Genomic DNA, 20645 nt, shown 5'->3' with positions numbered 1-20645 from the left:
TTTGTTAAAAAATACTTGCTAATGCATATATTACTAGGGTATTAAAAACGGCATACAAATTTATAAAACATAATTTCATATGAGGGAGGGTCGGGCCGGCTCTCACGCTAGACCCGGCCCTATTTCAATGATTGAACTAACACGTCTAAATGGCAAAGCATTTACATTAAATGCTTTATACATAGAAACGGTCGAATCTTTCCCAGATACGACTATAACATTAACGACTGGAACCAAAATCATTGTTTTACAGAGTGAAGATGAGGTGCGACAAAAGGTAACTGCCTTTTATAAAAATATACAAATACTATCAAACCCGCATCTACGAGGTGAAGAAAATGAAGAATAACAAAATGTTGACGATGATTATTATCGTACTAGTAGCAATCATACTTATCGGGGGTATTGCGTTTGTATTGCTAACCCAATTTAATAAGCCAGCTGGATCGCTTGAACCATCGATTGATGACATCGTAAAAGCTTCTGTAGAGGTTCCAGAAATAACGACAAATCTAGCTGATAACAGAGTCGTACGCTTTTCGTTAAAAATTCAAACATCAAGTGAAGATGCAGCTAAAGAATTAACGAAACGTATGTTCCAGGTGCAAGATATTGTTATTCAGGAGCTTTCCGAAATGGAGCAAAAAGATTTAGAAGGTAAGCAAGGTAAACAAATTTTCCAAAAATCATTAAAAACACGAATAAATGAATTGATGCAAGAGGGAGAAGTTCAGGAGATTTATTTTACCTCCTTTATTACTTCATAAAACGAAAAACTGCTTGAAATGGAGGTGGGCAAATGGCAGGAGATGTGTTATCTCAATCCGAGATAGATGCGCTGCTTTCCGCAATATCAACTGGGGAAATGTCAGCGGACGACATAAAGAAAGAGGATGAGGGGCGCAAGGTTAAGGTCTATGATTTTAAACGAGCACTTCGATTCTCCAAAGATCAAATCCGAAGTTTGACCCGAATACATGAAAATTTTGCACGACTACTGACAACCTTCTTTTCTGCACAGCTGAGAAGCTATGTGCAGATAACGGTTGCATCAGTGGACCAAATACCATTTGAAGAGTTTGTACGTTCGATTCCGAATATGACACTCATTAATGTGTTTGAAGTGCCGCCATTAGATGGTAATATATTGATGGAAATAAATCCGAATATCGCCTACTCCATGCTGGATCGTTTAATGGGCGGAAGTGGGTCAAGTCATAGTAATGTGGATAATTTAACTGAAATTGAAACAAAAATTATGACAAACCTATTTGAGCGTTCATTTGATAATTTACGTGAAGCGTGGGAAAATGTTGCGGAAATTGATCCAATTTTAGTGGAGCTTGAGGTGAATCCTCAATTTTTACAAATGATTTCACCCAATGAAACAGTTGTTGTCATTTCCTTAAATACGATTATCGGTGAAACAAGTGGCATGATAAATATTTGTATTCCACATGTTGTATTGGAACCAATTGTTCCAAATCTATCTGTTCGTTACTGGATGCAAACAAATACGAAAGAGATGTCTCCAGAACAAACAAAAATGCTTGAAACGCGTGTTAAACAAGCCCAATTACCACTTAGCGTTGAATTAGGTAATACAGATATCACGATTGAGGATTTCCTGACAATGCAAGTTGGGGATGTTATTCAATTAGATCAAAAAATCGAAAATCCTTTAATGTTAAAAGTAGGGACATTACCGAAATTTACTGTTCAACCAGGTAAGCAAGGCAAAAAATTAGCAATCCAAATTATCGACCCTTTGAAAGGAGGAGACGAAGATGAGTGATGAAATGCTCTCCCAAGAAGAAATTGAAGCGTTATTAAGGGGCGAGACGTTGGAAGATAAAAACAGCGGCTCTGAAGCTTCTACAAATGATGATATGAATGATATACGAGTAGAGGATTATCTTGATTCGTTTGCCCAAGATGCATTAGGTGAGGTAGGTAATATATCTTTTGGTAGCTCTGCCACAGCACTTTCAGCATTGTTAGGTCAAAAAGTAGATATTACTACCCCAAGTATTTCAATGATTAACCGCAATAAGTTAGAAGAGGAATTTCCTCATCCTTATGTGGCAGTCCAAGTTGAATATACGATTGGTTTAACAGGTATGAATTTACTTGTTATTAAACAATCTGATGCAGCAATTATTGCTGATTTAATGTTAGGCGGAGATGGATTAAATCCGAAACCAGACTTAGGTGAAATTCAGTTAAGTGCTGTTCAAGAAGCTATGAACCAAATGATGGGTTCTGCGGCAACATCCATGTCGACTGTATTCAACAAAAAAGTGGATATTTCTCCACCAACAATTGATTTAATGAATATTTCTCAAAATGAAGGACGAGAAAATATTCCGGAAGATGATTTGCTTGTAAAAGTATCTTTCAGATTACGTATCGGTAATTTAATTGATTCAAATTTAATGCAATTATTACCGCTAAAATTTAGTCAAAATATTGTGAAGTCTCTATTAGGAGAAACACAAACAATAGAAGAACCTGTAGCTGCGACAATTGCACCTGAAGCACCAATAGCACCGCCTCCAGTGCAACCACAAGCGCAAGTAGCACCACCACCAGCACAGCCAATTTATCAACAACAGGAGGCGCCAGTACAGCAGCAACCAATGTATCAAGAGCAACAACAGATCCCTTATGCAACAAGACCTGTTCAGCCTGTCAATGTTCAACAAGCGCAGTTTGCTAGTTTTGATACGAATGTAATCTCGCAATCTGAAGCTAGAAATTTAAATATGCTACTTGATATTCCATTGCAAGTTACTGTAGAGTTAGGACGTACGAAACGTTCTGTAAAAGAGATATTAGAACTATCTAGTGGTTCGATTATTGAACTGGATAAATTAGCTGGTGAACCAGTTGATATTTTAGTAAATAGTCGTTTAATCGCTAAAGGTGAAGTCGTTGTAATTGATGAAAACTTCGGTGTCCGCATTACAGATGTTTTAAGTCAAGCAGAGCGTTTAAATAATTTAAGATAGTTTCAATTGGAGGAGTTAACCATGTCTAAAAGAATTTTGATTGTAGACGACGCTGCATTTATGCGCATGATGATCAAGGATATTTTATCGAAAAATGGATTTGAAGTGGTTGGGGAGGCAGCTGATGGTTTACAAGCTGTCGAAAAGTACAATGAACTAAAGCCAGATTTAGTAACAATGGATATTACAATGCCTGAAATGGATGGTATCGCTGCTCTTAAAGCAATTAAGGGCTCAGATCCAAGTGCAACTGTAATCATGTGTTCAGCAATGGGGCAACAAGCAATGGTAATCGATGCAATTCAAGCAGGTGCAAAAGACTTTATCGTAAAGCCTTTCCAAGCTGATCGTGTAATTGAAGCGATTCAAAAAGCTCTAGGATGATTGCATGCAAATGTTAAAATCATTTCGACTAACGATGATTTTTGCATTTCTTGTATCCTTCCTGTTTTTGTATCCTGCACCTGCTTCTGTCTTCGCTGAATCTAACACAGGCAGTGTCGATGATTGCATCAATAAAACAGAAGCATGTAAAGAAGATACTGATCCAGCTGCTCCACAAGATTCAGATGTATCAGCAGCTGGAGATATATCTACATGGGAATACATAAAAATGGTTTTGGCGCTTATTTTTGTTGTAGCTTTATTTTATGGGTTAATGAAGTTTTTAAATAAAAGAAATTTAAACTTTCAACGTAATCAATTGGTACAAAATTTAGGCGGTTTATCGTTAGGTGCACAAAAGTCAGTGCAGTTATTACAAGTAGGGAAAACACTCTATTTAGTTGGGGTTGGTGAGGATGTTCAACTGTTACGTGAAATTACTGATCCTGAAGAAGTCGCAGCACTTTTAGCACTTTATAATGAACGACAAGAACTTGCATCATCATCACCGTATATTGCAGAAGTATTTTCGAAGTTTAAGAGAAAAAATAATGGTAGTTCATCCATAGAACAAGGAAAAGACTCATTTGGTGAGCTATTTGAAAAAAAGATATCCGAAATTAAACAGGAGCGTAGTGAAGAACTGGAGAGATGGAAGCAAAAGGAGAATGATGATAAATGAATGATGCAATCAGTATTTTGTCCAACAGCGATGCGGCAAATGTCTCCAATGCTGTGAAGCTCCTTTTACTGTTAACGGTTCTCTCACTGGCACCGAGTATATTAATTTTGATGACTTCTTTTACACGAATTGTCATTGTATTATCATTTGTTCGAACAGCGTTGGCGACACAGCAAATGCCGCCAAACCAAGTCATTGTTGGTCTTTCTTTATTTTTAACTTTCTTTATCATGGCTCCGACATTCCAAGAGGTTAACAAAGAGGCATTGCAGCCCTTATTTTCTGAAGAAATTGGGCTTGAAGAAGCTTATGATCGTGCCAGTGAACCTTTTAAGGAATTTATGAGTAAGCATACTAGGCAAAAGGATCTAGACTTATTTTTAACATACAATCAGGCAGAAAAACCAGCATCAGTAGAAGAAATTCCTCTAACTATGCTTGTACCTGCTTTTGCATTAAGTGAAATTAAAACCGCTTTTCAAATAGGATTTATGATTTTTATTCCATTCCTAGTTATCGATATGATAGTTGCAAGTACGCTTATGTCGATGGGGATGATGATGTTACCGCCGGTTATGATTTCATTACCGTTTAAGATTTTATTATTTGTTCTCGTTGATGGCTGGTATCTCGTGATGAAATCATTACTACAAAGTTTTTAGGGGATGATACAGTATGACAGGTGAATTGGTTATTTCAATTGCAGAGCGTGCCATTATGATTATCCTTCTAACAAGCGGTCCGCTACTATTAGTTGCTTTAATCACTGGTTTAGCGGTTAGTATTTTTCAAGCAACAACTTCAATTCAAGAGCAAACATTAGCATTTGTTCCAAAAATTATCGCTGTATTAGTAGCCATAGTTTTTTTCGGACCATGGATGTTATCACAGGTGACAAGCTATGCGAGAGATATTTTTGAGAATTTAACGCGTTATATAGGGTGAATAGATGAATGAATTAATCCCACACTTCACGGTTTTCTTGTTAGTACTTGTGCGTGTATCGGCATTTTTTGTTACGGTTCCATTCTTCTCGTACAGAACGATTCCACCACAAGTCAAAATAACTCTCGCACTCGTTTTAGCTTGGATGATGTATTATACAATAGATATTGAGCCATTTGCCTTTAATGGTGATTACATACTATTAGTGATGAAAGAAGCCCTTATTGGACTGCTACTCGGTCTCGTAGGCTATATCATCATGTCGGCTATTCAAATAGCCGGAAGCTTTATTGATTTTCAAATGGGGTTTGCTATCGCTAATATTATTGACCCGCAAACAGGGGCACAAAGTCCTTTAATTGGGCAATTTTTTAATACGTTAGCATTGCTCTTACTATTAGCTATTAATGGACACCATATGATTCTTGATGGCATCTATTATAGTTATCAATTTTTACCGATGGATCAAGGATTTCCTGATTTTTCAAGTGATAATTATATTAAATTTATTATAACAACTTTTACAGCTGTTTTTGCTATTGCCTTTCAAATGGCTGCACCTGTAGTCGCAACATTATTTTTAGTTGACTTGGCGCTCGGTATTACTGCCAAAACAGTCCCACAATTAAATATTTTTGTAGTCGGTTTTCCTATTAAAATAGGTGTTAGTTTTTTAGTGTTATTTACAATGATGGCCGTAATGGTTCAAGTTATTCAAAAACTGATTTCTATTATGATATATGCAATGCGTGATTTAATGGCTATTTTAGGTGGTGGATAGAATGCTGCTATTACTAGATTTAGATTTACAGTATTTTGCAGGAGAAAAAACAGAAAAGGCGACACCTAAAAAACGCCAAGATGCCCGAAAAAAGGGTCAGGTAGTCAAAAGTCAGGATATTTCCAGTGCAATTGTCATGCTCATGGTCTTTATCTTCTTATTCTTCTTCGCAGGTTCAATGCGAGACGATTTATTGGCCTTTTTCAGACAAACCTTTATCCATAATATCCGCGTAGAATCACTTACAATAGATAGTGTCATACGCCTTTTTACAGAAACGTTGGTGCAGATGGCATATATCGTTGTTCCAATAATGGCAATAGCCTTTGTAGGAGCCTTAGCGGGTAACTTTCTGCAATTTGGTTTTTTATTTACTTTAGAGCCTATGAAATTTGATTTAACGAAGATGGATCCAATCAAGGGATTAAAAAAAATATTTTCAGTTAAGGCCATTGTAGAGCTGATTAAGTCCGTATTAAAGATTGGCTTTATCGGTGGTGTTACGACAATTATTGTATGGACTAATTTGCCAGAGGTTTTGGCATTATCCTTTAAAAGTCCTGGTATTACACTTATTACAGTGGGCAAGCTTGTAGGAATCATGGGAATTGCAGCTTCTCTCGTCCTACTCTGTGTATCCATTTTAGATTGGATGTACCAAAAACATGATTATGAAAAAAATCTTAAAATGTCTAAGCAAGATATTAAAGATGAATATAAAAATAGTGAGGGTGACCCGCTAATTAAATCAAAAATCAAACAGCGTCAACGTGAAATGGCGATGCGTCGTATGATGTCTGAAATTCCTAGCGCGGATGTTGTCATTACAAACCCTACGCACTATGCAATTGCTCTCAAATATGATGAGAATAATATGGATGCTCCTCGCGTTGTGGCGAAAGGGACAGACTTTATCGCTCAAAAGATTAAACTGATTGCAAAAGAACATGATGTCATTATGGTTGAAAATAGACCATTGGCACGAGCAATGTATGATCAGGTAGAAATTGGCGATCCAGTACCAGAAGAGTTTTTCAAAGCAGTGGCAGAAGTGCTTGCTTATGTATATCGAATTAAGCGGAAAATTTAAAGTTTTAAGTAGGAGGGACACAAATGAAAGTTCGCGATATAGGGGTTTTAGGTGCGGTTATTTTAATCGTTGCGATGCTCATCATCCCTCTTCCTCCGTGGATGTTAAGTTTCTTAATCGTCATTAATATTACATTGGGATTAATCGTACTTTTAACAGCAATGAGTATGAAGGAAGCATTAGATTTTTCAATATTTCCTTCCGTTATTTTACTGTTAACCTTGTTCCGACTTGGACTGAGTGTTTCCACAACACGTGCCATTTTGGCGTACGGAGATGCTGGTTCTGTTGTTGAAACCTTTGGTGATTTCGTAGTCGGCGGTAATGTTCTTGTTGGATTAGTTGTATTCTTAATTCTAGTGTTAATACAGTTTATCGTTATCACAAAAGGAGCAGAGCGTGTAGCTGAGGTAGCGGCACGGTTTACACTGGATGCGATGCCTGGTAAACAAATGAGTATTGATGCTGACTTAAATGCAGGAGTTATTTCTGAGCGAGAAGCACGTGAACGACGCGATAAAGTATCGGGTGAAGCGGATTTCTACGGAGCAATGGATGGTGCCACAAAATTTGTTAAAGGGGATGCCATTGCCTCTATGGTAATGGTTATTATCAACCTGTTATTTGGGATTATCATCGGTGTTGTTCAGATGAAGCTTCCATTTGCAGAAGCAGCAACTCATTTTTCTAAGTTAACTGTTGGAGACGGCATTGTATCTCAAATTCCTGCGCTATTAATTTCTACAGCGACAGGTATTGTTGTAACTCGTGCATCCTCTAAGGGAAGTCTTGGCGAAGATATTACAGGTCAGCTCTTTGCACAAGCAAAACTGCTCTATGTTGCGGGCGGTACAATTTTATTGCTGGGGTTATTTACGCCTATCCCGAACTGGGTTACACTTCCAATCAGTATTTCACTAATCGCTGGTGCATATATGATGGAGCGTAAGAAACCAGAGGATGAAGAAGAATTACTTGAAATTGAGGAAGAAGTGGCAACAGATGGCATGAAGAGCCCTGAAAACGTTGTGAATTTATTAAATGTGGACCCAATTGAATTTGAATTTGGCTATGGACTAATACCTTTAGTGGATGCCGCTCAAGGTGGAGATTTATTAGACCGTGTCATTATGATTCGTCGTCAACTAGCATTAGAACTAGGGATTGTTATTCCGGTTGTCCGTATTCGAGATAATATTCAATTACAGCCAAATGAGTATCGAATTAAAATTAAGGGTAACGAAATGGCACGCGGTGAACTATTACTTGATCATTATTTAGCAATGAGTCCAGGAGATGATGATTCTATTGAGGGCATTGACACAGTTGAGCCGTCATTTGGTTTACCTGCTAAATGGATTACTGAGCAAGTGAAAGAAGATGCTGAAATGTTTGGCTATACAGTCGTTGATCCACCAAGTGTTGTTTCAACACATCTAACAGAAATGATTCGTGCCAATGCTTATGAGCTACTTGGTCGTCAAGAGACAAAGCAGCTAATCGATCATTTACGCGAGACACATCCAATTTTAGTAGAAGAATTGACACCTACTCCATTATCAACAGGGGAGATTCAAAAAGTGTTGGGTAAATTACTTCGAGAAAATGTTTCTGTCCGCAATCTACCAATTATCTTTGAAACACTAGCTGATTATGCAAAATTAACTAGCGATACGGATATATTAACGGAGTATGTGAGGCAATCTCTGGCGCGTCAGATTACTTCACAATTTGTTGGAGACGGTTCATCATTGAAGGTTGTTACTGTTTCGGGTAAAGTAGAGAAAATGATTGCTGATAGTATTCAACAAACCGATCATGGTAATTACTTGGCAATGGACCCGCAAGATTCTCAAATTGTACTGGAATCCATTGCAGCTGAAATAGAACGTGTTTCCTTTATGGAGCAATCAGCTATTATTTTATGCTCTCCTGCTGTTCGTATGTACTTGCGTCAGCTAACAGAGCGTTACTTCCCGCAGATTCCTGTTCTATCCTATAACGAACTTGATGCTACGGTTGAAATTCAAAGTGTTGGGGTGGTGAATGTAGAATGAAAATGAAAAAATATTATGCATCTTCCATTCCAGAGGCTATGAAGCTTGTGCGTGCTGAGTTAGGTGAGGACGCTGTCATTTTAAATTCAAAAGTAGTAATCACAAAGAAATTTTTCGGGATCATTAAAAAGAAAAGTTTTGAGGTAGTGGCAGGTATCGATTCAATGGAGCCAAAGAACTTGGCTCCAACACCTGCCGAAGTACCTGTAATATCGCCTAAAAAAGAAAATGTAAGGCTGCAAGAAATTACCCATGCTGTTCAAGCCAAAATACACCAAGGACAGCCGCAGCAAGATGTGTCCTTACATGAAGACACAGGCATTCCTGATGAATTGAGGAAGGAAATTGCAGATTTAAAATCTTTAATGCAATCTATGCATAAAAAGACTACCCAAGCTCAATATCCCGATGAACTCTTCCCCTTCATTGAATACTTAAGACAGCAGGAGCTAAGTGAAGAGCTCATCACGGAGATTGGTGATGAGCTTTTTATGCATTTTAGAGAAGCATCAGAAATTAATTTTTCACAATGTAAGCTGATAACGAAAAATTTATTGCGTAAAAGGCTAGAGGATTTCCCAATAGGAGGAATATCCTATGAAAAAAAATATATTAATGTTCTTGGTCCCACAGGTGTTGGCAAAACAACGACTATCGCAAAAATGGCAGCTAGAGCAGTTTTAGAGAAGAAGAAAAAAATAGGATTTATTACAACTGATACGTACCGAATTGCAGCAATCGAGCAATTGAAAACATATGCAGGACTTTTACAGGCACCTGTCGAGATTGCCTATAATGCAACAGACTTTGAACAAGCCATTCAACGTTTGGCTCATTTAGATTTAGTATTTATCGATACAGCAGGTAGAAATTATAAAGAAGTAAAATATGTCGATGATTTACAACGCCTAATAAAATTTGATGACCAAGCAGAATCCTTCTTAGTCCTTGCTATGACAACAAAAGAGAAGGACATGGCAAACATTGTAGAGCAATTTAAGCAATTGCCAATTGAAAAATTCATTTTTACAAAGCTAGATGAAACAAATTCTATTGGCACAATGATTAATTTAATGATTAAATATAATAAAGGACTTGCTTACTATACAAATGGTCAAGAAGTACCAGAAGATATTGAAGAAGCTAATCTAGAAGCAGTGCTTAATTTGTTTTTCCAAGGTGAAGAAAAATGAGAGACCAAGCTGAAACATTACGCTTGAAAATGCTAAGACGACAAGGCGATTTAGGTAGAGCCATTGCAGTTGTAAGCGGCAAAGGTGGGGTAGGTAAAAGTAACTTCACAATGAATTTTGCAACTATGCTAGCGAATAAAGGGAAAAAAGTTGCAATCGTTGATATGGATATTGGTATGGGAAATATTAATATCTTAATTGGGAAAAATGTTTCTTATAGTTTAAAAGATTACTTGGAAGGAAATAAGTTACTAGATGAAGTGGTATTTGAGGGTCCTTACGGTTTAAGGTATATTTCAGGTGGATCTGGGATGTCGAGTGTCTTAGAATGGTCAGAAGTGTTGCTTGAACGACTCATACATGCATTTGAGCAACTACAAAAAAACTTCGATTATATCTTATTTGATATGGGGGCAGGAGCAACTAGCTGGTCATTAGATTTACTGACGTCAATTGATGAGATTATTGTTATCTCTACAGCTGAGCCAACTTCTATTACAGATGCCTATTCGATGATGAAATATATTCATGTAAGAGATATGGATAAACAGTTTTATATTCTCTGTAACCGTGCTTATAGTAAGGAAGAAGGAATGGAAACCAATGAACGATTAAAGCAGACCATGAAACGTTTTTTGGACAAAGAGGTTACTGTTTTAGGATCATTACCTGAGGATGCTGTTGTGCGTAAGGCTGTGCGCGAGCAAGTACCTTTTTCACTTGCTTATCCGGACGCACTTATTTCGAAGACACTTCAACTTATAGTGGCTCGTTTTATGGAACACCGTGTGGAGGAAGTTCACGCACATGATCAGTCAGCGAGTAAATTCTTAACTAAATTAAGAAGTATTTTTTCGAAAGGGCGTGATTAATTGGACTTTTTACATAAAAGCAAGCTACTGGTAGTTGATGATTCTGCTTTTATGAGAAAGCTAATTAGTGACTTTTTTGTTGGTAATTCGAAGGTTGAAGTAGTTGGAACTGCACGAAATGGGAAAGATGCGATAAAAAAAATTCAAACATTGAGGCCGACAGTTGTGACAATGGATATTGAGATGCCTGAAATGAATGGACTTGATGCTTTAAAAGAAATAATGACAATATGTCCAGTTGCAGTGGTGATGCTTTCTAGTACAACTCAACGTGGTGCTGAAAATGCCTTATCAGCGATTGAATTTGGAGCAGTGGATTTTGTCGCAAAGCCGAGCGGAACAATTTCTCTTGATTTACATAAAATCCAAACTGAACTTGTCCACAAGGTTGAACAAGCATCATTGGTACCTATTTCAAAATTAAAGAAGCCTTCTGGTAGTAAAAGACAACAAGAACCGGCATTAAACGTGAGTACCATAAGAAGAGAATCACTTAATGAAGGAAAGATAGCCTCTCCTGTCAATATTTCTCCAACAAGAGTAGAGCTATCAAGGTCACGTGTGGAGTGGAATAAAATAGGTAGGAAAATTGTGTTGATTGGTACTTCTACTGGTGGACCAAGAGCGTTACAGGAAGTCATTACAAAAATACCTAAAACAATTCAAGCACCGATTTTAATCGTCCAGCATATGCCAGCCGGATTTACAAAATCACTTGCAACTCGTCTTGATCAGTTAAGTGAAATTACTGTAAAAGAAGCCGAGCAAGGCGATATTCTCCAAAATGGAGTGGCCTATATTGCACCAGGCGGGTATCATCTGAAACTTCGAAAAGTAGGTACCTCCTTTGGCATTGTTCTAGATAGTAATGAACCACCTAGATCCGGACATCGCCCTTCTGTAGACGTGATGTTCGAAGATGTGAGTCAATGGAAAGATTTTGATAAGGTAGCTGTGATTATGACAGGTATGGGTCAAGATGGCTCAAATGGACTAAAAGTACTAAAAAGTACTGGCAATGTAATTGCTATCGCTGAGTCAGCCGAAACTTGCATTGTATATGGTATGCCAAAAGCAGCAGTAGAAACGCAGCTTATTGATGAAGTTGCAGATGTAGATGATATTGCACAAACAATAATGAAATATTTGCCTTAAAAGGGGTGTCCTCTTATGGAAGTAAATCAATATTTAGAGATGTTTATCGAAGAAAGTAAAGAACATTTACAAGCATGTAGTGAACATTTATTAGAATTAGAAAAAAATCCGGAAGATTTGGCGATTGTTGGGGAAATTTTCCGTTCGGCACATACATTAAAAGGTATGTCTGCAACGATGGGCTTCGAGGATTTAGCAGATTTAACGCATAAAATGGAGAACGTATTAGATGCAATCCGAAACGAGAAAATTCATGTGTCGCCAGAAATTCTAGATGTTGTCTTTGAGTCTGTAGATCATTTAGAAGAAATGGTGATGGACATTGCAAATGGTGGAGATGGAAAGCGAGATGTATCTTCAACCGTTGCTCAATTAAAGCGTATTGAATTAGGTGAGGAAGCGATTCCTGAAGTAGTAACTACTGAGACACCAGCTACAGCTGTAGCAAGTGTGTTAGAGTATGACAGCTTTGAACAAACAGTTATTGCTCAATCTACTGAACAAGGTTTTAATGCATTCGAAATTTCAGTCAAATTACGTGAGGACTGTCTTTTAAAAGCAGCACGAGTATTTATGGTGTTCGAGATTTTAGAAAAAGATGGGGAAGTTATTAAAGCAAATCCATCAGTAGAAAAGCTTGAAGACGGACAGTTCGACCAACAATTTTACGTAGCTTTCGTAACGAAAGAATCTGCTGAAGATATGCAGAAAAAGATTATGAGCGTTTCAGAAGTTGAAGAAGTGATTGTCGCAACTATTGAGACACCAACTACTGATGTAGCAAGTGTGTTAGAGTATGACGGCTTTGAACAAACCGTTATTTCACAATCTGCTGAACAAGGTTTCAATGCATTCGAAATTTCAGTGAAATTACGTGAGGACTGTCTTTTGAAAGCAGCACGTGTATTTATGGTGTTTGAAATATTAGAAAAAGATGGGGATGTCATTAAATCAACTCCATCTGTAGATAAGCTTGAAGACGAACAGTTCGACCAACAATTTTACGTAGCTTTCGTAACAAAAGAATCTGCTGAAGATATGCGGAAAAAGATTATGAAAGTTTCTGAAGTCGAAGAAGTGATTGTCGCAATGATCGAACTAAAGCAACATAGCGCAAAAGAACAAGCAATTCAAGAAGTAGTGGCAACAGCAACGGTAGAAGTTGAGGCTCAACCTGCTACTGCACCAAAAACAAATACTGCAAAACCTACACCTGCAAAAGCAGCGGCGCCTGCTAAGGCTGAAAAAAATCATGCGCCTGTTGGTAATAAAACAATTCGTGTAAATATCGAGCGACTTGATATATTAATGAACTTATTTGAAGAACTTGTTATCGATCGAGGACGACTACAGTCTATTGCAACTGAAGTTAACCATGGAGAGTTAAATGAAACAGTGGAACGTATGAGCCGCGTCATGGGTGACTTACAAACTATTATTTTAACGATGCGTATGGTTCCGGTTGAAACAGTATTCAATCGCTTCCCGAAAATGATTCGTCAGTTATCTCGTGATCTAAACAAGAAAATTAACCTCGAAATTATTGGTGCTGAAACAGAGCTAGATCGTACAGTTATCGATGAAATTGGGGATCCACTTGTTCATTTAATCCGAAATTCTGTTGACCATGGTATTGAAAATCCTACTGCGCGTCGTGCTAAAGGCAAGCCAGAAGAAGGAACAGTTGTACTACGTGCATATCATAGTGGTAACTATGTCTTTATCGAAATTGAGGATGATGGCGCAGGGATTAACCGTGATAAAGTATTAGCAAAAGCAATATCAAAAGGTGTTGTGACACAAGAGCAATCCTATTCAATGTCAGATAAGCAAATTAACGAGTTAATTTTAGCATCTGGGTTCTCTACAGCTGATGTCATTTCAGATGTATCTGGGCGAGGCGTTGGATTAGACGTTGTGAAAACAACAATTGAATCTTTAGGTGGAAATATTTCAATTGAATCCACACAAGATGTAGGATCAATTTTCTCAATTCAATTACCTCTAACATTATCGATTATTTCTGTTATGTTAGTAGAAATTGAAAAAGAGATTTATGCTATTCCACTTTCATCAATAATTGAAACTTCTATTATCCGTTCATCAGAGATTATGAATGCACATAATCAAAAAGTAATTGACTTCCGTGGTAAAGTTGTCCCGCTTGTGTTCTTAGAAGAAATCTTCGAAGTGCCTCGTAAAGAGCAGCAGGATGATGAATTCCATTCAGTAGTCATCGTTCGAAAAGGTGAGAAACTTGCTGGTTTAGTTGTGGATTCATTCATTGGCCAACAAGAGATTGTACTGAAGTCATTAGGCAATTACTTAACAAATATCTTTGCTATTTCAGGTGCAACTATTTTAGGTAACGGAAAAGTAGCCTTAATTGTGGACTGTAACGCACTTATAAAATAAGTAAGGTGAATGAATAAGAGAGGTGTAAATCATGACAAATGCAGTGGAACAAGAAAGTATTAAAGTAATAGTCTTTCAATTAGCCGATAAAGAATATGCAATCCCAGTGTCACATGTTCAAGGGATTGAAAAATTAATGCATATTACACGTGTACCAAAAACAGCGAAATATGTGAAAGGTGTCATAAACCTTCGTGGTGTCGTAACACCTATTGTTGATTTACGAGAAAGATTTGATTTACCAATTTCTGAGCACGAAGAAACAACACGTATTATTATTATTTCATTAGAAGATATGGAAGTAGGCTTCGTCGTAGACTCTGCAAATGATGTATTAGACATCCCTGCTAATTCAATCGAGCCACAGCCAGAAGTAGTCGGCTCGCTTGAAGAAGAGTTTATTTCAGGAGTTGCTAAAATTGATAAACGATTATTAATTTTATTGCATTTAGAGAAAGTACTAAATCCACTAAAGTAGGGATCGATAATGACATTTAATCAAAAGATTACATCACTACATTTAGATGTATTAAAGGAAATTGGGAATATTGGTGCTGCGCATGCTGCGACAGCACTTTCCAATTTACTCGGAAAAAAAATTGACATGCGAGTACCAAAGGTAGAAATGGTGTCGTTTAATGACATGATGGAGCTTGCTGGTGGATCTGAAAATGTTGTAGTTGGCATCTTTCTACGCATCGAAGGTGATGCTGAAGGCAGTATGTTCTTTATCTTGCCAATCGAACAAGCGAATCGTTTTATCCGTCGTCTTATTTATGATGAATCATTTGACTTTAAAAAACGACCAGTTTCAGAGTTAGGATTATCAGCTATGCAGGAAATGGGGAATATTTTATCGGGTTCCTATTTATCCGCGTTATCTGACTTTACAAATTTGAAAATTTATCCAACTGTACCAGGGCTAAGCGTTGATATGTTTGGTGCTATTATCAGTATTGGCTTAATTGAATTATCACATGTAAGCGATAATGTTATCGTCATAAACACATCCATTTTTGAAGACGGTGTAGAGGATCACGAAACAGTAAGGGGCCACTTTTTCTTATTGCCCGATCCAGATTCATTTGATGCTATTTTTAAGGCATTGGGAGTTTCATAGATGATGCTGAATAGTAGTAGCGGGCTAGTTATTAAAGTTGGAATTGCACAAATGGATGTGGTAAAATTACCAAACACCATCAGAACATCAGGTCTTGGATCTTGTGTAGGTGTTATTTTATATGATGAGTCAAAAAAAATTGCTGGTTTAATACATGTGATGTTGCCAGATTCAAGTTTAGGTAGACAGGAGTCAATAAACGTAGCCAAATTTGCTGATACAGGTATTTCGGCTATGATTGACTTATTAAAAATAGAAGGCGTACAAAAATTCAAGTTAAAGGCAAAAATTGCAGGTGGTGCGCAAATGTTCCAATTTACTTCAGATAAAGACTCGATGCGCATTGGTCCACGTAATGTAGAGGCTGTAAAACGTGAGTTGAAACTTCATGGCATCCCATTAGTTGCTGAAGACACTGGTGGTAATAGTGGCAGAACAATTGAATTTAATCCCGCAACGTCAACATTACATATTCGAACAGTTAACCAAGGAGTGAGCGAAATATAATGTTTGGTACTATTTTTTACAACCTATGGGGAGCGCTAATTGCCTTTTCAATTTATTTTTTTAGTACATTTCAAAAACCTCTTACGCCACTACGTATTCTTATAGGATCATTTGTAGCAGCCATAATTGTGTTTTTCGTAATGTATATAGTTCGCTTTATAATTGCCTATATTTTATATACACCAGAGGATAAAGAAGCAATTGGTGAAGGTGAGTTGGAAGAAAACGCATCCGACGAACTTCAAGAAGGCAATCAAGAAGCATCTTCTGCTAGTTCAACTGTTGAATTTCAGGATGAAAGCTCAGAAGAAATTGCTCAAGTTGTACGAACGATGATGAGTCGTGAAGAGCATCAGCAAGTAAATGCATAAAATAAGGGGTCGCGAGTTGCGGCTCTTTTTTTGTTATAGTGAATGCATTGAATAGCATCAAGCAATGAAAATTAGGACCTCATTTCTTGTTATTAACTTCTCAATAAACATTTTTTCATAAATGCACAAGTTATAGAAACTAAGTTAAATACTTAGCAATGAACTAAATTATACACACTCATAAATTTAAACAATATGTAAGAGAGTAGGAGAAACAAATGAAATTATGGTCGATTCTTGCTATAATGTAGGAAAGAATGGTAATCACTTTATCTTCATTCAGTGGGTGTCCAAACACCTACTGAATGATAAATGCGTTTTCTTAAGAGAGGTGGATTTCATGACACAACCAAATCTAAACGATGAACAAAAGCTGTGGAACCGTTGGATACATGACCGTGATCCAGATGCTGGGGATTTGCTGATTAAAAAATATATTTCACTAGTTTCTTATCATGTACAACGTATTGGCGCGAGCTTACCAAAAAATGTATCTAGAGACGATCTAACAAGCTTAGGCATGGTAGGTCTATTTGATGCATTAAATAAATTTGATATTAAGAGAGATTTGAAATTTGATACATACGCTTCTTTTAGAGTAAGAGGAGCAATTATAGATGGTTTACGTAAGGAAGATTGGTTGCCTCGTTCTGCTCGTGAAAAAGCTAAGAAATTAGATGTTCAAATTGAACGGTTAGAACAAAAATATATGCGTCATGTAACACCAGAGGAGCTTGCTGAAAATTTGGAATTACCAGTGGAGGAAGTCTATCAAACTGTACAGGAGCATTTCTTTTCAAATGTCCTTTCCATTAACGAGCAACAAGATCAGGAAGAAACGGATGGAAAGTCATTTGTTATTAGGGATGATACAACAAAAACGCCTGAACAGGTTATTATCAAATCAGAATTATTGGGTGATTTAGCGGAGAATATTCAAAAATTGAATGAAAAGGAACAATTGGTGCTTAGCTTATTTTATACAGAGGAATTGACCTTAACAGAAATCGGTGAAATGCTTGAATTATCAACTTCACGTATTTCACAAATTCACTCAAAGGCGCTATTAAAGCTGCGAAAGTTATTATCTAGTGAGATGATTAATGCTTAATGATGATTAGATACATAACATTAAGGGAGGAATTCCAATGAGTTTAAAGGGTGTAGAATTACAAATTGCTATTCCAAAAACATTTGAGGCAGGGAAAATGGCAGATCAGGCACAGCAGCAAACTTTGGCTCAACAAGCACATGCAAATGAAGCACTGAAAAAAGAAATCGATCGCAAGCAAAAAATTGTAAATACTTCAGAAGGTATGGATGAGATTAGTGAAGATGAAGAAGCGGGTGGCGAGTACATTAAGGGGACTCGCAAAAAAAAGAAAAAGAGTGACAAGCAAGAAAAACAGGCACGACATCCGTTTAAAGGGAATTTTGTAGATTTTAGTGGATAGGAGTTTACTATGACAACCATACTAATTACGATTCTATTTTTCTTACAGTTGCTTTCATTTTACTTCCTTATTATTTTAAATACGAAATTAGCTAAATTTAAAGATTTAGAAAAGAAACAGGAACGTTTAATGCGCGAAATGGATGATACAATTAGTGTCTATTTAGCAGATATGAAAGATGAAAATAATCGTTTAATACAAGAATTGCAAAGCGTTTCAAAATCAGAAGTGAAAGTAAATGCTTTGCAGCAAACTGAAAAAATTGTTATTCAGAAGGAACAAGAACCGCTTACTGAAAAAACGAAAAAAGAACAAGAATCTGCTACTTTAGCGACTGACTCACGAAAATATATACCTAAAAACATTGTAGCGAGTGCTTATTCACGTCAGCAACAAACTGTTTCAAAAACAGTACAATCTGCTAGTATGACGAATGAGGCAGAAAAGGAACAACCAAAGGTATTAACAATAGAGCAACAAGCCATTGAATTAGCGAAACAAGGAAAAACATCAGAGGAAATTGCGAAACAACTCCAAAAAGGCAAGACAGAAATCGAGCTTTTATTGAAATTTCATAGCTAAAACAGTTGCGAATAGGGTAAAGCTATGATATAGTTGCAAATGGTGTTGTTACTACACACGCATTTTGATGTAGTAAGTGGTGCTCTAAGATTAGGGTAGCTTGTTGCAAGAGATAAATGCGGAGGATAAAAACCAAACATACTAGGAGGAAATTCACATGTCAGTAATTTCTATGAAACAATTACTTGAAGCTGGTGTACATTTCGGTCACCAAACTCGTCGTTGGAACCCAAAAATGAAGAAATATATCTTCGTTGAACGTAACGGGATCTATATCATCGACTTACAAAAAACTGTTAAAAAATTAGAGGAAGCTTATGACTTCATGCGTCAAGTTGGTCAAGACGGTGGTAAAGTTCTTTTCGTTGGTACGAAAAAACAAGCACAAGAAGCGATCAAAGATGAAGCTGAACGTTCAGGCAACTACTACATCAACCAACGTTGGTTAGGTGGTACTCTTACAAACTTCGGTACAATTCAAAAACGTGTTGCGCGTATGAAAGAAATCGAAAAAATGGAAGAAGTAGGAACTTTCGAAGTTCTACCTAAAAAAGAAGTAATCCAACTTAAAAAAGAACACGAACGTCTAATCAAATTCTTAGGCGGTATCCGTGATATGCACGATCTTCCAGACGTAATGTTCGTGGTTGACCCACGTAAAGAACGTATTGCGGTTGCTGAAGCTCGTAAATTAAACATCCCTCTAGTAGGTATTGTTGATACAAACTGCGATCCAGATGAAATCGACTACGTAATCCCTGCTAACGATGATGCTATTCGTGCTGTTAAACTTTTAACTGCTAAAATGGCTGACGCTTTAATCGAGTCAAAACAAGGTGAAGAAGAAGCTCCAGCTGTAGAAGCTGCTGCTGAGTAATTCACGTTTACAAAAAGGTGATAAGTGGCTCAGAACCCTTATCACCTTTTTTAGAACCTATCACTAAAATTTGTCCAACCAATTTGAGGAGGAAACACTAAATGGCAAACATTACTGCACAATTAGTAAAAGAATTACGCGAAAAAACTGGCGCTGGTATGATGGATTGTAAAAAAGCGTTAGTACAAACAGATGGCGATTTAGAAGCTGCAATCGACTTCCTACGTGAAAAAGGTCTATCTTCAGCTGCTAAAAAAGCTGACCGTATCGCTGCAGAAGGTACAACTTACATTTTAGAAAATGGTAACGAAGCAATTATTCTTGAAGTAAATGCTGAAACTGACTTCGTTGCTAAAAATGATAAATTCCAATTTTTAGTTACATCTTTAGCAGAGCAATTACTTGCTGCTAAACCTGCATCTGTTGAGGATGCATTAGAGCTTTCAAATGCTGAAGGTGTTAAAATTGTTGACCAAATTTCAACAGCAGTTGCAACAATTGGTGAAAAAATCAACCTTCGTCGTTTCGAAGTGAAAACTAAATCAGATGCGGATGCATTTGGTTCTTACTTACACATGGGTGGTCGTATCGGTGTATTAGTAACTTTAGAAGGTTCTACAAATGCTGCTGCTGCAAAAGATGTTGCTATGCATATCGCGGCAATCAACCCAACTTATGTTTCTCGCGATGAGGTTTCTGCTGAAGAAGTTGAACGTGAGCGTAAAGTATTAACTGAACAAGCACTTAACGAAGGTAAACCAGAAAACATCGTTGCTAAAATGGTGGAAGGTCGCCTTGGTAAATATTTCGAGGATGTTTGTTTACTTGACCAAACATTCGTTAAAAACTCTGACCAAAAAGTGCGTGACTTCGTTGCATCAACTGGTGGTTCAGTAAATGGTTTCGTACGCTATGCAGTAGGTGAAGGTATCGAAAAACGTGAAGATAACTTTGCTGAAGAAGTAATGAGCCAAGTTAAAGGTAACTAATTAGTCACATTTGATCCTAATCAAATAATATCTAGATTTTCTAGACAAAAGAATGGGGAACACAACATAGCGTGTTCCCTATTTTTCCGAAATTAGCGAAAAAGAGATATAAATGACTCATTAGCAAAAGTTGTGGCTGATATTTGTTAAAAATGTAAGC

At 37.1% G+C, this 20645-nt stretch carries 24 protein-coding genes; all 24 read left to right on the top strand.

Annotated features, from left to right (window positions below):
• Positions 1 to 127 precede the first annotated feature (127 nt).
• The 24 genes from ACQKIM_RS05875 (at position 128) to tsf (ending at position 20485) form a co-directional block, all read left to right on the top strand.
• Positions 128 to 349, top strand: a complete 222-nt coding sequence (locus ACQKIM_RS05875) for a flagellar FlbD family protein (RefSeq protein WP_427423796.1) — start codon at positions 128 to 130, stop codon at positions 347 to 349.
• Positions 339 to 767, top strand: a complete 429-nt coding sequence (gene fliL / locus ACQKIM_RS05870; protein WP_427540461.1) for a flagellar basal body-associated protein FliL — start codon at positions 339 to 341, stop codon at positions 765 to 767. Before ACQKIM_RS05875 ends, fliL begins: the two co-directional genes overlap by 11 nt.
• A gap of 32 nt (positions 768 to 799) precedes the next feature.
• Positions 800 to 1795 (top strand): flagellar motor switch protein FliM, encoded by a 996-nt coding sequence (gene fliM, locus ACQKIM_RS05865; protein WP_427540458.1) that lies wholly within the window; start codon positions 800 to 802, stop codon positions 1793 to 1795.
• Positions 1788 to 3011 (top strand): flagellar motor switch phosphatase FliY, encoded by a 1224-nt coding sequence (gene fliY / locus ACQKIM_RS05860; protein ID WP_427540455.1) that lies wholly within the window; start codon positions 1788 to 1790, stop codon positions 3009 to 3011. Before fliM ends, fliY begins: the two co-directional genes overlap by 8 nt.
• 21 nt (positions 3012 to 3032) lie before the next feature.
• Positions 3033 to 3395 carry a response regulator gene (locus ACQKIM_RS05855; protein WP_008180756.1) on the top strand — a complete coding sequence of 121 codons (363 nt, stop codon included), beginning with the start codon at positions 3033 to 3035 and terminating at the stop codon, positions 3393 to 3395.
• 4 nt (positions 3396 to 3399) lie between these two features.
• The gene (locus tag ACQKIM_RS05850) at positions 3400 to 4077 is read left to right on the top strand and encodes a flagellar biosynthetic protein FliO (protein ID WP_427540452.1); all 678 of its coding nucleotides are present in this window, start codon (positions 3400 to 3402) and stop codon (positions 4075 to 4077) included.
• Positions 4074 to 4739, top strand: a complete 666-nt coding sequence (gene fliP / locus ACQKIM_RS05845) for a flagellar type III secretion system pore protein FliP (protein WP_427540449.1) — start codon at positions 4074 to 4076, stop codon at positions 4737 to 4739. Before ACQKIM_RS05850 ends, fliP begins: the two co-directional genes overlap by 4 nt.
• 13 nt (positions 4740 to 4752) lie before the next feature.
• Positions 4753 to 5022, top strand: coding sequence for a flagellar biosynthesis protein FliQ (fliQ, locus tag ACQKIM_RS05840; RefSeq protein ID WP_283871174.1), 270 nt, complete (start codon positions 4753 to 4755; stop codon positions 5020 to 5022).
• Between the two features lie 4 nt (positions 5023 to 5026).
• A complete protein-coding gene (gene fliR / locus ACQKIM_RS05835; protein WP_427540446.1) occupies positions 5027 to 5803 on the top strand; it encodes a flagellar biosynthetic protein FliR in 777 nt (258 codons plus the stop codon).
• A gap of 1 nt (position 5804) precedes the next feature.
• Positions 5805 to 6893 (top strand): flagellar biosynthesis protein FlhB, encoded by a 1089-nt coding sequence (flhB, locus tag ACQKIM_RS05830; RefSeq protein WP_427540443.1) that lies wholly within the window; start codon positions 5805 to 5807, stop codon positions 6891 to 6893.
• 23 nt (positions 6894 to 6916) lie between these two features.
• The gene (flhA, locus tag ACQKIM_RS05825) at positions 6917 to 8950 is read left to right on the top strand and encodes a flagellar biosynthesis protein FlhA (RefSeq protein ID WP_427540440.1); all 2034 of its coding nucleotides are present in this window, start codon (positions 6917 to 6919) and stop codon (positions 8948 to 8950) included.
• Entirely contained in the window at positions 8947 to 10143 is a 1197-nt protein-coding gene (gene flhF, locus ACQKIM_RS05820; RefSeq protein ID WP_427540437.1) for a flagellar biosynthesis protein FlhF, read from the top strand. The genes flhA and flhF overlap by 4 nt, the downstream gene beginning before the upstream one ends.
• Positions 10140 to 11015: a MinD/ParA family protein gene (locus ACQKIM_RS05815; RefSeq protein ID WP_427540434.1), complete on the top strand. Its 876-nt coding sequence runs from the start codon at positions 10140 to 10142 to the stop codon at positions 11013 to 11015. The genes flhF and ACQKIM_RS05815 overlap by 4 nt, the downstream gene beginning before the upstream one ends.
• The gene (locus ACQKIM_RS05810) at positions 11016 to 12170 is read left to right on the top strand and encodes a protein-glutamate methylesterase/protein-glutamine glutaminase (RefSeq protein WP_427540431.1); all 1155 of its coding nucleotides are present in this window, start codon (positions 11016 to 11018) and stop codon (positions 12168 to 12170) included.
• 15 nt (positions 12171 to 12185) lie between these two features.
• A complete protein-coding gene (locus tag ACQKIM_RS05805; RefSeq protein ID WP_427540428.1) occupies positions 12186 to 14585 on the top strand; it encodes a chemotaxis protein CheW in 2400 nt (799 codons plus the stop codon).
• Between the two features lie 31 nt (positions 14586 to 14616).
• Entirely contained in the window at positions 14617 to 15063 is a 447-nt protein-coding gene (locus ACQKIM_RS05800) for a chemotaxis protein CheW (RefSeq protein ID WP_427540425.1), read from the top strand.
• Between the two features lie 9 nt (positions 15064 to 15072).
• Entirely contained in the window at positions 15073 to 15705 is a 633-nt protein-coding gene (locus tag ACQKIM_RS05795) for a chemotaxis protein CheC (protein ID WP_427540422.1), read from the top strand.
• Positions 15706 to 16212, top strand: coding sequence for a chemotaxis protein CheD (locus tag ACQKIM_RS05790; protein WP_427540419.1), 507 nt, complete (start codon positions 15706 to 15708; stop codon positions 16210 to 16212).
• The gene (locus tag ACQKIM_RS05785; protein WP_427540416.1) at positions 16212 to 16583 is read left to right on the top strand and encodes a hypothetical protein; all 372 of its coding nucleotides are present in this window, start codon (positions 16212 to 16214) and stop codon (positions 16581 to 16583) included. Before ACQKIM_RS05790 ends, ACQKIM_RS05785 begins: the two co-directional genes overlap by 1 nt.
• 340 nt (positions 16584 to 16923) lie before the next feature.
• Positions 16924 to 17694, top strand: coding sequence for a FliA/WhiG family RNA polymerase sigma factor (locus ACQKIM_RS05780; RefSeq protein ID WP_427540414.1), 771 nt, complete (start codon positions 16924 to 16926; stop codon positions 17692 to 17694).
• A 37-nt stretch (positions 17695 to 17731) separates the two neighbouring features.
• Positions 17732 to 18037, top strand: coding sequence for an RNA polymerase subunit sigma (locus ACQKIM_RS05775; RefSeq protein WP_427540411.1), 306 nt, complete (start codon positions 17732 to 17734; stop codon positions 18035 to 18037).
• A gap of 9 nt (positions 18038 to 18046) precedes the next feature.
• Positions 18047 to 18619, top strand: coding sequence for a hypothetical protein (locus ACQKIM_RS05770; RefSeq protein ID WP_427540408.1), 573 nt, complete (start codon positions 18047 to 18049; stop codon positions 18617 to 18619).
• Between the two features lie 157 nt (positions 18620 to 18776).
• A complete protein-coding gene (gene rpsB / locus ACQKIM_RS05765) occupies positions 18777 to 19496 on the top strand; it encodes a 30S ribosomal protein S2 (RefSeq protein ID WP_427540405.1) in 720 nt (239 codons plus the stop codon).
• 101 nt (positions 19497 to 19597) lie between these two features.
• On the top strand, positions 19598 to 20485 hold the full coding sequence (gene tsf / locus ACQKIM_RS05760) for a translation elongation factor Ts (protein WP_427540402.1): 888 nt from the start codon (positions 19598 to 19600) through the stop codon (positions 20483 to 20485).
• The last annotated feature ends 160 nt before the right edge of the window (positions 20486 to 20645 follow it).

The sequence above is a fragment of the Lysinibacillus sp. NPDC047702 genome (genome assembly GCF_050272555.1).
Taxonomy (GTDB): domain Bacteria; phylum Bacillota; class Bacilli; order Bacillales_A; family Planococcaceae; genus Lysinibacillus.
The sequence above is the reverse complement of the archived record's forward strand: the minus strand, read 5'-3'. Positions and strand labels throughout refer to the sequence as shown.

What these genes read in the sequence shown, in the direction of transcription:
- ACQKIM_RS05875 (WP_427423796.1), top strand. Translation starts at nt 128, where the DNA reads ATGATTGAACTAACACGTCTAAATGGCAAAGCATTTACATTAAATGCT.
- fliL (WP_427540461.1), top strand. Translation starts at nt 339, where the DNA reads ATGAAGAATAACAAAATGTTGACGATGATTATTATCGTACTAGTAGCA.
- fliM (WP_427540458.1), top strand. Translation starts at nt 800, where the DNA reads ATGGCAGGAGATGTGTTATCTCAATCCGAGATAGATGCGCTGCTTTCC.
- fliY (WP_427540455.1), top strand. Translation starts at nt 1,788, where the DNA reads ATGAGTGATGAAATGCTCTCCCAAGAAGAAATTGAAGCGTTATTAAGG.
- ACQKIM_RS05855 (WP_008180756.1), top strand. Translation starts at nt 3,033, where the DNA reads ATGTCTAAAAGAATTTTGATTGTAGACGACGCTGCATTTATGCGCATG.
- ACQKIM_RS05850 (WP_427540452.1), top strand. Translation starts at nt 3,400, where the DNA reads ATGCAAATGTTAAAATCATTTCGACTAACGATGATTTTTGCATTTCTT.
- fliP (WP_427540449.1), top strand. Translation starts at nt 4,074, where the DNA reads ATGAATGATGCAATCAGTATTTTGTCCAACAGCGATGCGGCAAATGTC.
- fliQ (WP_283871174.1), top strand. Translation starts at nt 4,753, where the DNA reads ATGACAGGTGAATTGGTTATTTCAATTGCAGAGCGTGCCATTATGATT.
- fliR (WP_427540446.1), top strand. Translation starts at nt 5,027, where the DNA reads ATGAATGAATTAATCCCACACTTCACGGTTTTCTTGTTAGTACTTGTG.
- flhB (WP_427540443.1), top strand. Translation starts at nt 5,805, where the DNA reads ATGCTGCTATTACTAGATTTAGATTTACAGTATTTTGCAGGAGAAAAA.
- flhA (WP_427540440.1), top strand. Translation starts at nt 6,917, where the DNA reads ATGAAAGTTCGCGATATAGGGGTTTTAGGTGCGGTTATTTTAATCGTT.
- flhF (WP_427540437.1), top strand. Translation starts at nt 8,947, where the DNA reads ATGAAAATGAAAAAATATTATGCATCTTCCATTCCAGAGGCTATGAAG.
- ACQKIM_RS05815 (WP_427540434.1), top strand. Translation starts at nt 10,140, where the DNA reads ATGAGAGACCAAGCTGAAACATTACGCTTGAAAATGCTAAGACGACAA.
- ACQKIM_RS05805 (WP_427540428.1), top strand. Translation starts at nt 12,186, where the DNA reads ATGGAAGTAAATCAATATTTAGAGATGTTTATCGAAGAAAGTAAAGAA.
- ACQKIM_RS05800 (WP_427540425.1), top strand. Translation starts at nt 14,617, where the DNA reads ATGACAAATGCAGTGGAACAAGAAAGTATTAAAGTAATAGTCTTTCAA.
- ACQKIM_RS05795 (WP_427540422.1), top strand. Translation starts at nt 15,073, where the DNA reads ATGACATTTAATCAAAAGATTACATCACTACATTTAGATGTATTAAAG.
- ACQKIM_RS05790 (WP_427540419.1), top strand. Translation starts at nt 15,706, where the DNA reads ATGATGCTGAATAGTAGTAGCGGGCTAGTTATTAAAGTTGGAATTGCA.
- ACQKIM_RS05785 (WP_427540416.1), top strand. Translation starts at nt 16,212, where the DNA reads ATGTTTGGTACTATTTTTTACAACCTATGGGGAGCGCTAATTGCCTTT.
- ACQKIM_RS05780 (WP_427540414.1), top strand. Translation starts at nt 16,924, where the DNA reads ATGACACAACCAAATCTAAACGATGAACAAAAGCTGTGGAACCGTTGG.
- ACQKIM_RS05775 (WP_427540411.1), top strand. Translation starts at nt 17,732, where the DNA reads ATGAGTTTAAAGGGTGTAGAATTACAAATTGCTATTCCAAAAACATTT.
- ACQKIM_RS05770 (WP_427540408.1), top strand. Translation starts at nt 18,047, where the DNA reads ATGACAACCATACTAATTACGATTCTATTTTTCTTACAGTTGCTTTCA.
- rpsB (WP_427540405.1), top strand. Translation starts at nt 18,777, where the DNA reads ATGTCAGTAATTTCTATGAAACAATTACTTGAAGCTGGTGTACATTTC.
- tsf (WP_427540402.1), top strand. Translation starts at nt 19,598, where the DNA reads ATGGCAAACATTACTGCACAATTAGTAAAAGAATTACGCGAAAAAACT.